14 protein-coding genes are annotated in these 15,262 nt (G+C 67.5%); 11 read left to right on the top strand and 3 right to left on the bottom strand.

What is annotated here, in order from left to right:
• Nucleotides 1-22 precede the first annotated feature (22 nt).
• The 9 genes from coaE to JOF46_RS15165 all read left to right on the top strand — a co-directional run bounded on the left by coaE (nt 23) and on the right by JOF46_RS15165 (nt 8,453).
• Nucleotides 23-631 (top strand): dephospho-CoA kinase, encoded by a 609-nt coding sequence (gene coaE / locus JOF46_RS15205; RefSeq protein WP_209908415.1) that lies wholly within the window; start codon nt 23-25, stop codon nt 629-631.
• On the top strand, nt 621-947 hold the full coding sequence (locus tag JOF46_RS15200; RefSeq protein ID WP_209908412.1) for a hypothetical protein: 327 nt from the start codon (nt 621-623) through the stop codon (nt 945-947). Before coaE ends, JOF46_RS15200 begins: the two co-directional genes overlap by 11 nt.
• Nucleotides 944-1,417: a hypothetical protein gene (locus tag JOF46_RS15195; RefSeq protein WP_209908411.1), complete on the top strand. Its 474-nt coding sequence runs from the start codon at nt 944-946 to the stop codon at nt 1,415-1,417. Before JOF46_RS15200 ends, JOF46_RS15195 begins: the two co-directional genes overlap by 4 nt.
• A 47-nt stretch (nt 1,418-1,464) precedes the next feature.
• Entirely contained in the window at nt 1,465-3,567 is a 2,103-nt protein-coding gene (gene uvrB, locus JOF46_RS15190; RefSeq protein ID WP_209908409.1) for an excinuclease ABC subunit UvrB, read from the top strand.
• A gap of 84 nt (nt 3,568-3,651) precedes the next feature.
• Nucleotides 3,652-4,347, top strand: a complete 696-nt coding sequence (locus tag JOF46_RS15185) for a DUF2975 domain-containing protein (RefSeq protein ID WP_245348597.1) — start codon at nt 3,652-3,654, stop codon at nt 4,345-4,347.
• Nucleotides 4,344-4,583, top strand: coding sequence for a helix-turn-helix domain-containing protein (locus JOF46_RS15180; protein WP_209908405.1), 240 nt, complete (start codon nt 4,344-4,346; stop codon nt 4,581-4,583). The genes JOF46_RS15185 and JOF46_RS15180 overlap by 4 nt, the downstream gene beginning before the upstream one ends.
• 207 nt (nt 4,584-4,790) lie before the next feature.
• On the top strand, nt 4,791-5,804 hold the full coding sequence (locus JOF46_RS15175) for a TerC family protein (RefSeq protein ID WP_342592468.1): 1,014 nt from the start codon (nt 4,791-4,793) through the stop codon (nt 5,802-5,804).
• Nucleotides 5,805-5,907: 103 nt separating this feature from the next.
• The gene (locus JOF46_RS15170; RefSeq protein WP_209908404.1) at nt 5,908-7,224 is read left to right on the top strand and encodes an MFS transporter; all 1,317 of its coding nucleotides are present in this window, start codon (nt 5,908-5,910) and stop codon (nt 7,222-7,224) included.
• Between the two features lie 203 nt (nt 7,225-7,427).
• Nucleotides 7,428-8,453: an SDR family NAD(P)-dependent oxidoreductase gene (locus tag JOF46_RS15165; protein ID WP_209908402.1), complete on the top strand. Its 1,026-nt coding sequence runs from the start codon at nt 7,428-7,430 to the stop codon at nt 8,451-8,453.
• Nucleotides 8,454-9,184: 731 nt separating this feature from the next.
• Here the strand turns inward: JOF46_RS15165 and JOF46_RS15160 are convergent.
• Complete coding sequence (locus JOF46_RS15160) at nt 9,185-10,888, bottom strand: LuxR C-terminal-related transcriptional regulator (protein ID WP_209908400.1); 1,704 nt, start codon at nt 10,886-10,888, stop codon at nt 9,185-9,187.
• A 124-nt stretch (nt 10,889-11,012) separates the two neighbouring features.
• On the opposite strand from JOF46_RS15160, the gene JOF46_RS15155 reads away from it, so the two are divergent.
• A complete protein-coding gene (locus JOF46_RS15155) occupies nt 11,013-11,807 on the top strand; it encodes a class I SAM-dependent methyltransferase (RefSeq protein ID WP_245348146.1) in 795 nt (264 codons plus the stop codon).
• Nucleotides 11,808-12,490: 683 nt separating this feature from the next.
• Here JOF46_RS15155 and JOF46_RS15150 read toward each other — a convergent pair.
• Entirely contained in the window at nt 12,491-13,780 is a 1,290-nt protein-coding gene (locus tag JOF46_RS15150; RefSeq protein WP_209908398.1) for an alpha/beta fold hydrolase, read from the bottom strand.
• Complete coding sequence (locus tag JOF46_RS15145; RefSeq protein WP_209908396.1) at nt 13,777-14,256, bottom strand: GNAT family N-acetyltransferase; 480 nt, start codon at nt 14,254-14,256, stop codon at nt 13,777-13,779. The genes JOF46_RS15150 and JOF46_RS15145 overlap by 4 nt, the downstream gene beginning before the upstream one ends.
• A 114-nt stretch (nt 14,257-14,370) precedes the next feature.
• Here JOF46_RS15145 and JOF46_RS15140 point away from each other — a divergent pair, with 114 nt between their 5' ends.
• Nucleotides 14,371-15,225, top strand: a complete 855-nt coding sequence (locus JOF46_RS15140; RefSeq protein WP_209908393.1) for a metal-dependent hydrolase — start codon at nt 14,371-14,373, stop codon at nt 15,223-15,225.
• The last annotated feature ends 37 nt before the right edge of the window (nt 15,226-15,262 follow it).

Here is a 15,262-nt window from a genome sequence, read left to right as displayed (position 1 = left end):
TGGCCTGTCGTAGGCTAGGTTCATGCTCAATGTTGGCCTGACAGGCGGAATCGCCGCCGGCAAATCCGCTGTCGCCCGGATCCTGGTTGACCTCGGCGCGGTGCTCATCGACGCCGACGCCATCGCCCGGGCCGTCGTGGAACCCGGAACCCCGGGGCTCGAAGCGGTCGTTGCCGCCTTCGGCCCCGGGATCCTCGGACCCGACGGTTCCCTGGACCGCCCCGCGCTCGGGGCGCTGGTCTTTGCCGACACCGCGGCCCGCGAAAAACTGAACTCCATCGTCCACCCCCTGGTGCGCGCCGAGGCCGCCCGCCTGCGCGAGGCCGCACCCGCGGGCTCGGTCATCGTCCAGGACATCCCGCTGCTGGTGGAAACCGGCCAGGGGCAAGACTTCGACAAGGTGCTGGTGGTGGCCGCACCGCTGGCCGAACGCCTGCGGCGCATGGTCGAAGACCGGTCGATGGCCGAGGCCGACGCCCTGGCGCGGATCGCCGCGCAGGCCACCGACGAGCAACGCGCCGCCGTCGCCGATGCCGTGATCAACAATTCGGGCACGCTGGAACAGCTGCACCAACGCGTCAACGAGATCTGGGAGACCCACATTGCCCCATTCACCAGCCATGCCCACTGAGGACGACGCGGCGAAGGCCGAGTTCGCCGCGCGGCTGGAGGCCGAGGAGGCCAAGGCCCGCACCGAGATGCGCAGCATCCGCATCCTGTGGGTGCTGGCCGCCGCGACCCTGGCCCTCGCCGTGGTGCTCTGGGTCGGGTTCGGCGGACGGGACCAGTACATCGCCCGTTCCTCCGGCTACGACGCGCAGGTGCTGCTGCCGGCCTGGCTCGCGCTGGCCGGGCTGCTGTCCGCCGCCGCGGCCACGGTGCTGGGCGTGATCCGGCTGATGCGCGGTGCGCTGGGCAACATCCTGCAGAAGCAGGCCCGCAAGTGAACACCTCCCTGGTCGCCGAGTCATTTCTCCGGCACGAGCCGGCCGACGGCACCGCGGCCCACCTGGTGAGCATCCAGCGCGACCCCGAGCGCGCGGCAGCGGTGGCAGGGACCCGGGGCGCGGTCCAGCTGCGCTACCACTCGCTGCAGCTGGTCCCCGTGGACCTGGTCGACGACCTGCCCGGGATCTGGAATGCGCTGCTGGACGCCGTGGAAGGTTTCCTCGCCGACGGCAAGGCCGAGGTTCCCTACCCGAGCCTCGAGGCGCAGATCCTGCTGGAGCGCACCGGAAACCTCACCAAGTTCACCGCCGGGAAGGTCCGCCACATCGTGGATGCCGGCGAACTGGTCGACGGCATCCTGGGCGGGGCCCAGGCATACTTCGGCTTCGCGGCGGACGCAGGCCAAGCGGCGATCGGGCGCATCGAGGAGCTGCACGCCCGGGCCGCTGACGCGGGCCTTTGCGCCTAAGGCGAGCAGGCAGCCAAAGCGTCGGTGCCAGGGCGTAGCCTAGAACCATGAGTCTTGCGCAGCAAATCAACCGCGTCGTTGCCCCCTTCGAGGTCATCAGCGAGTTCACGCCCGCCGGCGACCAGCCCACGGCCATCAAGGAACTCACCGAACGGATCAACGCCGGCGAAAAGGATGTGGTGCTGCTCGGCGCCACCGGCACCGGCAAGTCCGCCACCACCGCCTGGCTCATCGAACAGGTCCAGCGCCCCACGCTGGTCATGGTGCAAAACAAGACGCTGGCCGCCCAGCTGGCCAACGAGTTCCGCGAACTGCTGCCCAACAACGCGGTGGAGTACTTCGTCTCCTACTACGACTACTACCAGCCCGAGGCCTACGTCCCGCAGACCGACACCTTCATCGAGAAGGACTCCTCCATCAACGAGGAGGTCGAGCGGCTGCGCCACTCGGCCACCAACGCGCTGCTGACCCGCCGCGACGTCATCGTCGTCGCCACCGTCTCCTGCATCTACGGCCTGGGCACCCCCGAGGAGTACGTCGCTGGCATGGTCACCCTGAAAAAGGGCGCGGAGCTGAACCGCGATACGCTGCTGCGCAAGTTCGTCTCCATGCAGTACGCCCGCAACGACATGGACTTCCACCGCGGGACCTTCCGGGTGCGCGGGGACACCGTGGAGATCATCCCGATGTACGAGGAGCAGGCGCTGCGCATCGAGTTCTTCGGCGACGAGATCGAATCTATCCACACGCTGCACCCGGTCACCGGCGAGGTGATCCGCGAGGAAAACGAGATGTACGTCTTCCCGGCCAGCCACTACGTGGCGGGCGCCGACCGGATGAACCGGGCCGTCAAGGACATCGAGGACGAGCTGCAGCAGCGCCTGTCCACCCTGGAGTCCCAGAACAAGCTGGTGGAGGCCCAGCGGCTGCGCATGCGCACCACCTACGACCTGGAAATGATGGAGCAGATGGGGTTCTGCAACGGCATCGAGAACTACTCCCGGCATATCGACGACCGTGCCGCCGGCACCGCACCGCACTGCCTCATCGACTACTTCCCCGACGACTTCCTGCTGGTCATCGACGAATCGCACGTCACCGTCCCGCAGATCGGCGCGATGTACGAGGGGGACATGTCGCGCAAGCGCACCCTGGTGGAACACGGCTTCCGGCTGCCCTCCGCGATGGACAACCGGCCGCTGAAGTGGGACGAGTTCCTCGAGCGCATCGGGCAGACCGTGTACCTCTCGGCGACCCCGGGCAAGTACGAGCTGGGCAAGGCCGACGGCGTGGTGCAGCAGATCATCCGCCCCACCGGCCTGATCGACCCTGAGATCATCGTCAAGCCCACCAAGGGCCAGATCGACGACCTGCTTGACGAGATCCGCGCCCGGGTGGAGCGCAACGAGCGCATCCTGGTCACCACGCTGACCAAGCGGATGGCCGAGGACCTCACCGACTACTTCACCGAGCACGGGGTCCGGGTCCAGTACCTGCACTCGGACGTCGACACGCTGCGCCGCGTGGAGCTGCTGCGCGAATTGCGCATGGGCCTGTTCGACGTGCTGGTGGGCATCAACCTGCTGCGCGAGGGCCTCGATTTGCCCGAGGTCTCGCTGGTGGCGATCCTGGATGCCGACAAGCAGGGCTTCCTGCGCTCGGCGACCTCGCTGATCCAGACCATCGGCCGTGCCGCGCGAAACGTCGACGGCCAGGTCCACATGTATGCGGACAAGATCACCGACGCCATGGCCAAGGCCATCGACGAGACCAACCGCCGCCGCGAGGTGCAGCAGAAGTACAACAGCGACCACGGCGTGGACCCGCAGCCGCTGCGCAAGAAGATCGCCGACATCACCGATTCCCTGGCCCGCGAGGACGCCGACACCCAGGAGCTGCTGAACAACCAGCGCCTGGCCAAGAACGCCAAGCGCTCCAGTGCCGGAACCAAGAAGGCCCACGAGACGGTGCGCGCCGACGGCCTGGCCGCCGCCCCGGCGGAAAACCTGGTGGACATGATCAGCCAGATGACCGAGCAGATGCACGCGGCCGCCGCCGAGCTGCACTTCGAGGTCGCCGCCCGGTTGCGCGACGAGGTCTCGGAGCTGAAGAAGGAACTGCGCCAGATGAAGAACGCCGGGCACGCGTAACCAGGGGTTCTCCGTCCCCCTTGCCCCGGCCCGCGGCATGACCGTATTGTTTATCGATAGTACCGTTTATCGATAGGGGTCGTGATGAAATTTCGCGGGGCAAGGCCGGGCGCGCTGGCGCTGGAGATCGTGCTGTATATCGGGGTGGCAGCAGTCGCAGTCTTTGGGTTGCTGCGCACGCTCCTGGGTTCGATGGGGTTCGGGGGCATGCTTCCGGGCTGGGTGTGGGGTGTGGGCGAGCGTCTCTTCGGGTCCTATTTCCTGGGCGAGGTGCCAAGCGTCAGTGCGCGGCTGGTGAACAGCGTTGAAGTGCACGCAACACCCGAGCTATATGCCTACGGGGCCGAACCCGTCCCCAGCGGGCGCGGCGAATTCTCCGGCCCCTTCGAAGCCCGGGTCAGCGTGTTTGCCCCGGACTTCCCGCAGCGTTTCGGCCTGCTGGGCGGGCAGCTGCTGGCAATGCTCCTGGCCCTTGGAATCCTGCTTATCCTGGTGGGGATCGTGCGCACCCTGCGCCGAGAGCAGGGTCCCTTCATCTTTGCCAACGCGAAGCGGCTGCGGTTGATCGCCTGGCTCGTCGGCGCCGGTGGAACCGCCAGCGCGCTGCTGGTCGCCGGGGGCCAATGGCTGGTGCTCAATGACGCCGCCATCGCACCGTTCGTGGTCAACCGCTTCGAATTCAACGTTGTTCCGCTCCTGGTGGGCTCCGGCATCTTCGTCTTCGCCGAGGTGTTCCGCCGCGGCGCGGCGATGCACTCGGACCTGGAACGGGTCATATGAGTGGCGCCAACCGGGACGACGAACCGCACGGCATCAGGATCCGGCTCGATGAGGTGCTCGAGGCCCGTGGCATGAGCCTGGCCGAGCTGGCCCGGCGTGTCGATGTCACCGTGGCGAACCTCTCGGTGCTCAAGAACGGCCGGGCAAGGGCCGTGCGCTTCAGCACGCTTTCGGCGATCTGCCGGGAACTTGGCTGCCAACCGGGGGACCTGCTGGCCTTCGATGGGGGCTGGTGAAGGAAGGTCATTCACGAGCCTGAAACATGGATGAGTTAGACTGTTCCAAGCGTAGGGGAGTATCCCACTTGTGCTGTGATCGTCAACACGCGAGGCATCGATGCCTCGCCGGGCACAGCGGCCGCCCCGATCTGAGCGGGCGGCGGAGAGACTTGCGGTAATTCCACGTACCCCGTTTTGAAAGGCCCCACATTGGGAAACCACGGCTTGTCGCTGCAGTTTGAGATTATCTCGCTCGCGGCATTGTGCATCATTCTTCTTCTTGACCTGCTGTATGTCGTCAAGAAACCACACGAACCCTCGATGAAGGAAGCCGGCCTCTGGGTCGGTTTCTACGTCACCCTCGCCCTGATCTTTGGCGGCGTCGTCTGGTGGCAGGCGGGACCGGAGATCGGCCAGCAATTCATTGCCGGTTGGGTCACCGAGTACTCGCTGAGTATCGACAACCTGTTCGTCTTCATCATCATCATGGCCCGCTTCTCGGTGCCGCGGAAGTACCAGCAGGAAGTGTTGATGTTCGGCATCATCATTGCCCTGATCCTGCGCGGCATCTTCATCATCCTCGGCGCCGCAGTCATCGAGAACTACTCGTGGGTCTTCTACATCTTCGGTGCGTTCCTGCTGTGGACCGCCTGGAAGCAGGCCACCGAAAACGGCGAGGAAGAGTCCGACGGCGCCAACAGCGGCATCGTCTACAAGCTGACCAAGAACCTGCCGATCTCCAAGGAGTTCGACGGCAACAAGCTGCGCACCAGCATCGACGGCAAGCGCATGTTCACCCCGATGGTCATGGTCTTCATCACCATCGGCATGACCGACCTGCTCTTCGCGGTCGACTCGATCCCGGCGATCTTCGGCCTGACGCAGTCCCCGTTCATCGTCTTCACCGCGAACCTGTTCGCGCTGATGGGCCTGCGCCAGCTGTACTTCCTGCTCGGTGGCCTGATGGACCGCCTGGTCTACCTCAAGCACGCACTGTCGATCATCCTGGCCTTCATCGGCATCAAGCTGGTCTTCCACGCCATGCACGTGAACGAACTCCCGTTCATCAACGGCGGCCAGCCGATCACCTGGGTCCCGGACTTCTCCATCACCGTTTCGCTGGTGGTCATCCTGGGCACGGTCGTCATCGCGACCGTCGCCTCGCTGCTCTCCCCGGCCGGCCGCCGCGCCGCCGCCGAGCACAAGGCCGAACAGGTAGCCAAGAAGGACAGCGAGTAACCTCGCCCCTCCCACGCCGCACCCGCCCGGGGTCCGTCTTCCGTTGTTTCGGACGACGGGCCCCGAGCCTCGTTAAAGGCCGCGGCGTTGCTAGGCTGGGCGGGTGAACACAACCCCGACCTCCATCCACCCCGCGCCCCAACGGGTGCGCGCCCAACGCCGCACCGTGGCCACGCTCTCGGTCTCCCAGCTGCTTTCCGGCGTGGGCAACGGCGCCGGTCTGGCCATCGGATCGCTCATGGCCGTGGAACTGACCGGCTCCAACGCCTTCGCCGGGGCGGCAACCACCGCGATCTCCGTCGCCGGCGCACTCAGTGCGCTGCCGCTGGCAGCCCTGGCCGTGAAGCGCGGGCGCCGCAGGGCGCTGTCCCTGGGCTACCTCCTGGCCGCGCTGGGTGCCATCGGCATGATGGTGGCACCCGTGGCGAACTCCTTCGCCGTGCTGCTTCTCGGGGCCGCACTGCTGGGCGTGGGCTCGGCAGCGAACCTGCAGGCCCGTTTCGCCGCCACCGACCTGGCCGCCGACGCCACCCGCGGGCGCGACCTGGGCCTGGTGGTCTGGGCCATCACCATCGGCGCCGTCGCCGGCCCGAACCTCATCGGACCGGGATCGGCGCTGGGCGGGCAATTCGGCCTGCCGCCGATGAGCGGGCCGTTCCTCTTCTCCCTGGCCGGCATGCTGCTGGCCATCCTGGTGCTGAACATCGGACTGCGCCCGGACCCCATCGACCTTGCCCGGGCCTGGGAAAAGGAAGACGGCGTGCCCCCGCACCCCGTCTCGACGGGCAGGCGCCGCGGCTCGATGGCCACCGGGTTGTCGGCGGTGCGCGCCTCTCCGGGCGCGACCCTGGGCATTGCCACCATCGTGGTCGCCCACCTGGTGATGGTCGGGGTCATGTCGATGACCCCGGTGCACCTCAAGGACCTGGCCGCCATCCCGGGGCACGAAATGCACGGGGGCAGCGCCGACATCCTGATCGTCATCGGCTTCGTCATCTCCCTGCACATCGCCGGCATGTACGCGCTCTCCCCGTTCATCGGGGCGTGGGCGGATCGGATCGGCCAGCCGCGGATGATGCTGGCGGGCATGATGGTGCTGGTGGCGGCCGTGCTGGTCGCAGGCATCGGTGCCGAATCCCGCTCCGCGGTCACTGTCGCACTGGTGCTGCTGGGCCTGGGCTGGTCGATGTCGACGGTCTCCGGCTCGGCGTTCCTGGCAGAGCGGGTGGACCGTCCGCGCCGCGTGCTGGTCCAGGGCGTCTCCGACACCCTCATGGGGGCGGCCGGGGCGCTGGGTGCCGCCGGCTCCGGGGTGCTGCTGGCCACGCTGGGCTTCGCCGGCCTCGGCTACCTGTGCCTGGGCTTCATCCTGGTCGTCGCGTTCTTCTGTGTGCGCGAGGTCGCCCGGACCCGCGCCTAATCCGGCTCGTTTTCGCGTTTTGGTGAACGAGCGGCGGTCCGCCTGCCGGGGCAGGCCGCCGGTTGCGATTCGTCCATGACCTATGCCTGCCGCTGGCACATAAGTACTCTTGAAATGGCAACGTGAAGGTCACACATCGAACCCCGCGGCGAACCATGCATGGTCATCGAGGCTCCGGGAACCAGCGAAGGAGATGGATCGATATGAAGGTCTTGGTCACCGGGGCAAGCGGATTCCTCGGCTCGCACATGGCGGAGGCATTGGTCCGTGATGGCCATGAAGTGCGCGCTGCCGCACGATCTCTCGCCCGAATCCGCCACGCCCTGCAGTTGCGCGGCTGCTTCGAAGAGGTCGAGCCCGTCGAGGCCGACACCACCATCGAAGAGGATGTCGAGCGCGCCGTGGCGGGATGCGACGCGGTCGTCCACGCCGCGGCCTCGTACACCCTTGACCCCCGCCGGGCCGCGAACGTGTTGGCGCAGAACGTGCGAGGCACCGAGCTGGTGCTGGGCAAGGCGGTCCAGCGCGGGCTCGACCCTATCATCCACATTTCCTCCTACGCGGCATTGCTCCCGGGTGCGCCGGAGATCACCGCGGACTCCCCGGTGGGCCGGCCGCCCACCGCCTATGCCCTGTCCAAGGCGCGGTCGGAGGATATCGCGCGTGCCCACCAGGCCGCCGGCGCGCCGGTGACGATCATCCAGCCGGGGATGGTGTGGGGGCCGGGCGATCCGGCGTCGGGCGAGTCGACGCTGTTTGCGCGCTGGATCCTGGGCGGCCAGATGCCGATGGGGATCCCGGGGAGGGTTCCGGTGGTCGACGTCCGGGACGTGGCCGCGGCCGTCGCCGCCTGCCTGGTCCCCGCCCGCGGCCCGCGCCGCTACCTGGCCACCGGTGAGCTGGTGTCGATGCGCGATATCCAGGGCATCGTCGCGCAGGCCGCCGGGCGGCGTCCGCCGCGCGGAAGCATGCCGGCCAAGCCGCTGCTGGCGATGGCGCGCCTGGCCGACCGGGTGCAGTCGATCCTCCCGGTGCGCCTGCCGGTGAACTACCAGGGTGTGTGGACGGCGTTGAACTGCCCGCGCTGCGACGCGTCCAAGGCCGAACGCGAGCTCGGAGTCGTGTTCCGGCCGGCCGCCGAATCGATCCTGGAGACCGCCCACGCGGTGTTGGCCGCCCGGGCCGCCGAAGCCGGTTCCCCGCGACGGAAGCGTCGCAGCTCGAGCTGACCCCTCGGTGGCCCCGGGCCAAACGTTTCGTGGAAGCCGGACACCGTGCCCGCGAGCCGGGTCCCGTGACGACGCCAGCGACGAGCTCCTCGCCGGCCGTTCGCGCCCCCGGCAGGTGGGGACCACGGGTGACAACGCATCAGTGGAGGTGTTTGAGTGCGGGCCAGATGGTTTCCCATTCCTCGAGGCGGCCGAGGCGGACCGACCCTCTTCCTCGTTCCCGCCCCCGTCGTTGCCCCATCGAACCACGATCGTGCAGTTCTCGTCGAAGTGAGACACCTGGGCCAGCGTGCCGCGACAACGATGACACCGTCCGCCGTCGGTTGTGGGGGTCCAGGAAAAGCAGCGCGTGGTGCCCGCCTCGCCGTAGTTGCTCGTGAGGATCATGAGATCGTGGCCGTCTCCGAAGCGTTCGGCGCCCCGGCCAATCCGGGCGACATACGTGGGCCACCGGATCCGTGCCCCAGCAACACGCTGAATCGTTGCTTCCGAAGCGGGTTCCGGTCGAAGCCAAAGTCAATGCGGGAGCTTGCCATCACCAAGCCGACCACCACGGGTCCGGATGCCGCCGGAAACCCCGGTCCGTATACGCATCACGCAGTTGTGACGCGGTCTGTGAACTGGCCGGCGCCGAGACCCGCTGCCCACCCGGTAGCAACCTGGCCCTGCGCCACGAAATCTAGAACCGGGAAAGGCCGGTCGCCGATCGAAGCTTGAAGAGCCCCTGGCACTTAAGTGGGCGAGGAAGGGGGTTTTCGGTCCGCTGGGTGTCTCATGCGCGCTGCTCCTGCCGCTCCCGGGTCCATGCCCTGGCGCGCCGCATACGCCTGTGCCTCGGCGCGCGTGGTGTGCCCAAGCTTGGCAAGAATATTCCCCACGTGATGTTCCACGGTCCGTTTGCTGATGAAAAGGTGTGCCGCAATCCTGCCGTTGGACCATCCTTCCGCGACAAGTTTCAGGACCTCCGACTCCCGTGCGGTGAGCCTGCCCCCGAGGCGGGGGACCATCCGCGAGCGGTCGCCGAGTCGACGCAGAAGCCGGGCCGCGGCGTCGGCGTCGTGGGCCGCACCGAGCTGCTCGAATTCCCTCAGCGCGGCACGTGCAACGGCTGCGGCAGGCTCGGGTTCGGCGGCCATTGACTGGGCGAGCGCAAGGCGGCTGCGTGCCTTCTCCCAAGGCAGGTGTGCTGCGTCGAATCCGGCCAGTGCCGCTTCCAGATGGGTCTGCGCACCGGGTTCACCGGCGGCAGCAGCACAAGTATCCAGCGAGTACTCGGCCAGTGCCCGGTACTGCGGCAGTCCCGTGGCCGTCGCCAAGGCGGCCAGTTCCCTGCCCAGTCCGGCAGCAAGACCCGGCTCCCCTGCCGCCAAATGCGCTTCGACCAGCAACGCCAGTTCCGGGGCGCGGAGAACCGACGGGCCGACGGTAGCCAAATGGCGGCACAGGGCGCCTGCCGCGGATGCGGATTCCCCATTGGCCAGTTGCAACCGCGCCATGGGCCGGACTGCGTGTGAATCTGCTTCATGGCCCTGCAATAGCCGTTCCGCCTCAGCCATTCGGCCTTGGCGCAGGCGCAAATCGGCCAGCCGTACAACGGCACCGGAGCGCGACGCCCGGAAGCCGCCGTTGTAATCCTGAATGGACGTCTCCAGGCGGTTCGCCGCCTCGCTCCAATGCCCGGCCGCCGTGAGGAGCCCGCCGTAGTGCATGCCGCAGATCGCCGGCACCCAAGCCGCGTTGGCACGGTGGCCAAAACCGGCAGCCACGTCCATCCACTGCCGGGCCCGTATCACGTCGAGAGTCAACTCCGAGCAGAGCAGCATCTTGCAATAGATCTCGCCAACGGCTTGGTAATCCCGGACTTCGCCGCTGGTGGCCGCGGCTGCAGCCTCATCGATGTGCCGCATGCCCTCGGCGATCCTGCCCGACAGCACCAGCGAGAGGCCGTTGTAGCCGATTGCGCAGAATTCAAGGTCCGCATCCCCGAGTCGTCGCCCCAGATCCGTGGCGGCGGCGGCATGGAACCCTATGAGTTCCGGATTGTCCGTGGCGAGGCATTCGGCAAGATGGACCCAGCCGGTTTCGGCGCACTCCCCGGCGGCCCCGGCGAGGCTGGCCGCCCTTGCCAGCCAGCCGTCGGAGGCAGCCGAGTTCGCGTACACGGCAGCGTAGAGAAAACTCAGTTCACGGGCCGCGATGCTGGCCGTCGGCCGCAGGTCACCGCGCCTGCGGTACAAGATAAACGCCTCTTCGTAGAGCGCGATCGCGGCTTCAAAGTCGCCGGCCCATTCGACCGCACGCGCCAAACCATGCGTGGCTTCCGGACTCGTCTCCGTCTTCAGGGCCAGCCCGAAGAGGGACCGCGCCCGCGCCCAGTCCCAGTCGTCGAGGGCGGCGCGCCCATCGAATAGCAGTTGCTCCGCAGATGCGGCCATCTCTCTATCCTACTGCCGGTGCCTGCCGGGCCGATCCCACGAAAAAGGGGGGGCATACACCCATGAACGGACACCCCGGCGGACCCATGCTGGAACCAGCAGGAGTCAAGAGAAGGTGAGGATCATGTCAGCATCCGAAATGTTCCAGCTGGAAGTCTCCGCGGCCGAGGCCTACGAAGCAAATTTTGTTCCGGCGGTTTTCGCCGAATGGGCGCAAGAGCTGGTTGTCGACGCCGGGATCAGTCCGGGCGAGCGCGTCCTCGATGTGGCGTGCGGTACCGGCATCGTGGCCCGGAAGGTCGCGGACACAACGGCGGCGGAAATCACCGGCGTGGACATCAACCCCGCGATGCTCGAGGTGGCCAGACGTGTGCGGCCGGAGTTGTCGTGGGGGCAGGCGGACGCGGGGGCCTTGCCATTTCCCGACCGCGCCTTCGACAAGGTGCTGTGCCAAATGGCCCTGATGTTCTTCCCCGACCCGACAGCCGCCCTGCGTGAGATGGCCAGGGTGACGGCCGACGGCGGGAGCCTCGCTGTTGTGGTGCCAGGCCGGCTGGAGGAGCAACCCGTCTATGGCCCCTTCGTGGAGCTGGCATCGCGGCATGCGGATGCCGATGCAATGTCCCTGCTGGGTGCCTACTTTTCCTGCGGCGACCTCGAACGGCTCAGGCAGCTGTTCGAATCAGCAGGGCTGGCAGTCACGGGCACGCGGACGCACGTCGGAACGGCCAATAATGCCTCCGCCGAGCAATTCGTCGTTGTTGAGGTGGAAAGCACACCGCTGGCCGACCGGCTCGACGAGGAACAATACGCCTCGCTGCGTTTCGGTGCCGCGCGTGTGCTGGCGCCGTTCACGGCCTCGGACGGCTCCGTGGCCGCACCGCTGCAGGGCCACATCGTCATCGCGTGCAAGGCCTGAGGGCACACGGCGGGAGAGTGGTATTGCGCGGCAGCCCCCCGGGCTCCCGGACGTCCGCCGGAAGCATCCCCGGCTTGGCATGCGGTGAGTCGCGTCGTCCATGACTTGAAACCACAGGCCCGGATCACCGTGGCGGCCGCCGAGTCACGCAGCAAGGGCCGCCCGGCGCGGGTCCGGTGAAGTCCGGGGGCATCCAGCGCCTCGGGCAGCGGACGAGTTGTGCCGATTCGATCCCCGACGCTCCCCGTGAACAACTCGAGCGGCATTCCTGGATCGGTTGGAGAGCTGATCAATCGTCTTTGACAAGGCACCCAGCAGGCCATGCCGGCCGCTAAACGCGATCCATTCGTTCGTTGCACCGGCTTCGGTCGAAACAATACTTCGCGGAGCCGGATAGTGGCTCCAACCCATCAAACGCAGGCGAATTTCCATGTTTGCGATCCTGCCGCCGGGCTCCTTCGCAATCATCGGCACGTTGGCGGATATCTTGCCTGGCCCGGGAAAGGCGGTGGAAGGTTGCGATGTGGGCGATTGAATCCCACCGTTCCGAGAACCATCGAGGGGTGTGCACCGCCAGACCGATCGGGCTGTCCGTGGCCGACGGGACGTTGCGCAACCCCTACTGCCAAGGCAAGTGCCCCGGACGGGACTCGAAGCCAGGACCAAGGGAATCCCGGTTCCAATCAGCCCGGGAGGTCTGCCTCGGTCATCCCCAGCAGCTTCGCGAAGATCATCGCGCCCTCGTCGCCGATCCCGTCGTGGTGGAACTCATCGGTTTCCCACACCCGCAGGTTGCCGACCGCCGCCGCGGTCTGAAGCGACAGGTCCCTGTCCACGTACACGTCGTGCACGTACACGGCAGCTGCGACCGGCACGGTGTTGGAGGCCAGGGCCGCGGGGTCGTAGAGCGCTTCCCAGTCCTCGTGCTCGGCCAGGATCCGGGCGGTTTCCTCCAGCGGGCGCAGCACTTCATCGTCCTCGAAGTACCAGCGGAACACCATCTCGCCGGTCAGCAGCGGGAGTTCGGCTTCGGGGGAGAATGCCGGGAATTCGGCCAGCACGCGCTGCGCGGACCAGTTGGTGGCCGCACCCTGCGCGTAGATCGACTCGTGGAGCAGCGCGTAGAGCGGGTTGGCGGTACGGTCGGCCTGCGCGGCGACCGCGGCGAGGAAGGTGTCCGAGAGCCGCCTGCCGCCCGGGGTGTCGATGAAGGCACCCTCGAAGACGTGGTGCAGCGAGTGCACCCGGGTGTTGCCGCCCAGGAACTGGCCGAGCATCTGCACCAGCGGCACGGTCAGCGCCCGCCCGCCCGGAAGCTCCTCCTCGGTGTGGGCCAGGTGCGCCACGATCTCGCGCAGGATCTTGCGGTCCTGCGGGTACCAATCGAAGTATTCCGCGTTGCGCTCGGCCATGCGCCGGTAGGTGGCCCGGTACACGGTGTCCGCGTCCGCGGTGAGCGAGGCCAGGCCTCCGGTGACGATGCAGCGTTGAAGCGCCGCCGGGGCCAGGGACAGGTAGGTGAGCGTGCAGAAGCCGCCGTAGCTTTGCCCGAAGGTGCTCCACTTCTCGATCCCGAGATCCTCGCGGATGGCTTCGGCGTCGCGCACGATCGAGTCGGCGCGGAAGTGCGTGAGGTAGGCGGCCTGCGCCGCCGCATCCCCGCGCAGCGGCAGGGACTGGCGGTTTGCCGGGGTGCTGCCCCCGGTGCCGCGCTGGTCAAGCAGCAGGATGCGGAAGGTCTTGGCCGCCTCCGCCAGCCAGCCGGAAAGCGAAGCCGGGCGCGGGGACTTCCCGCCCGGTCCGCCCTGCAGGAAGAGCAGCCAGGGCAGCGAGGCGGGGTCCTGGTGCGCGGTGGAGGAGATCTCGCGGGCGAAGACCGTGATCTTTTCGCCCGCCGGACGGGTGTGGTCCAGCGGAAGCTGGAAGAAGTGCTCGGTGGTGTTCATCCCGCGGAAGGTGTGGGTGGCGCTCATGCCAGTGCCCCCAGTTCCGCCAGGGCAGCGCCTTCGAGGCGCCGCACGGTCCAGCCGTCCATGGAACCGGCGCCGAGCGAATCGTAGAAGCCGATGGCCGGGGCGTTCCAGTCCAGCACGCTCCATTCCACGCGCCGGTAACCGCGATCCACGGCAATGCGTGCCAGTTCCGCCAGCAGCGCCTTGCCGTGCCCGGCGCCGCGAGCCGACTCGCGCACGTAGAGATCCTCGAGGTGGATCCCGTGGGTTCCCTCCCAGGTGGAATACGTCAGGAACCACAGGGCGAAGCCCAGCACCTTGCCGTCTTCCTCCGCCACATGCGCATACACCTGCGGGTCGGGTCCGAAGAGGTGGGCTGCGAGGTCCGCTTCGGTGTTTTTCACGGCGTCGGGCTCGTGCTCGAATAGCGCCAATTCGTGGATGAGTTCAAGGATGGCGGGGGCGTCGGCGGGCGCTGCTGGGCGAATCAAGGGCATGTGACCAAGCCTACCGGCGGGCCATGCGTGCCGTGAATCCAACGCGTGGGTGGCAGCACTTAAGGTTGGGGGCGATCGAGAAGCAAGAACCAAAGCAAGGACGGCACCAAGAACATGATGGGCGGCCACCACGCGGCCACCGGCGCAGCAGCCTGGATCGCGTTGACCACGAATTTCAAGCTCCCCACGGGGAGCCTCTCCGAGCACCTTTCCTGGCTGCCCGACGCGATCCCGCTGGGCTTCGGCCTGCTGGAGCAATCCCCGATCGCCGGGGTCGCGGGCGCCATGGTCTGCGCGGGGGCGGCGCTGTTGCCCGATGCGGATCACCGCCGGGCCACCATCGCGCACTCGCTGCCCCCGGTGTCCAACGCGATCTGCGCCGGCATCGGCGAGGTCTCCGGCGGACACCGCAACGGCACGCACTCGCTGCTGGGCATCGCGGCGTTCACCGTCCTGGCCTGGGTGCTGGGGCTGTGGACCATGGAGAATTCCCGCTTCGGGATCATCTACCCGGGCGCCGGGCTGTTGGCGGTGCTGCTGGTGTCCTTTGCGCTCAAGGCGCTGAAATTCATTCCGGACACCATGGCGAAACTGCCGTGGCTGATCTCGGTTCCGGCCGGCATCTTCGTGGCGGTGTTCTCACCCGACGAACAGAACTGGTTGGTGCTGGCGGTGGCAGTGGGCTGCGCGGTGCACATCGCCGGGGACATGCTCACCGTCGGCGGCTGCAACCTGATCTGGCCGATCAAGATCCGCTCCCCGCGCTTCATCCGCCGCGTCCCGCTGCTCAAGGACGTGTGGAAGCCCGGCGGCCGGATCGCCATCCCCGTGCTGGGCAGGGCGGGCTCGGTGCGCGAGTGGCTGCTGTGCATCCCGGTGTCCATCTACGCGTTGGCCGGGCTCGTGCTGCCGATCGTGCTGCTGGCCCACAACCAGGTCCAGCCGCTGACCAAGCTCCTGGGGTTCTAGGAAACTCCGGGGCTTCCAGGAAAAACGCAGGCGCCCG

Origin of the sequence: Paeniglutamicibacter psychrophenolicus (genome assembly GCF_017876575.1) — a bacterium.
GTDB classification, from domain to species: domain Bacteria; phylum Actinomycetota; class Actinomycetes; order Actinomycetales; family Micrococcaceae; genus Paeniglutamicibacter; species Paeniglutamicibacter psychrophenolicus.
The sequence above is the reverse complement of the archived record's forward strand: the minus strand, read 5'-3'. Positions and strand labels throughout refer to the sequence as shown.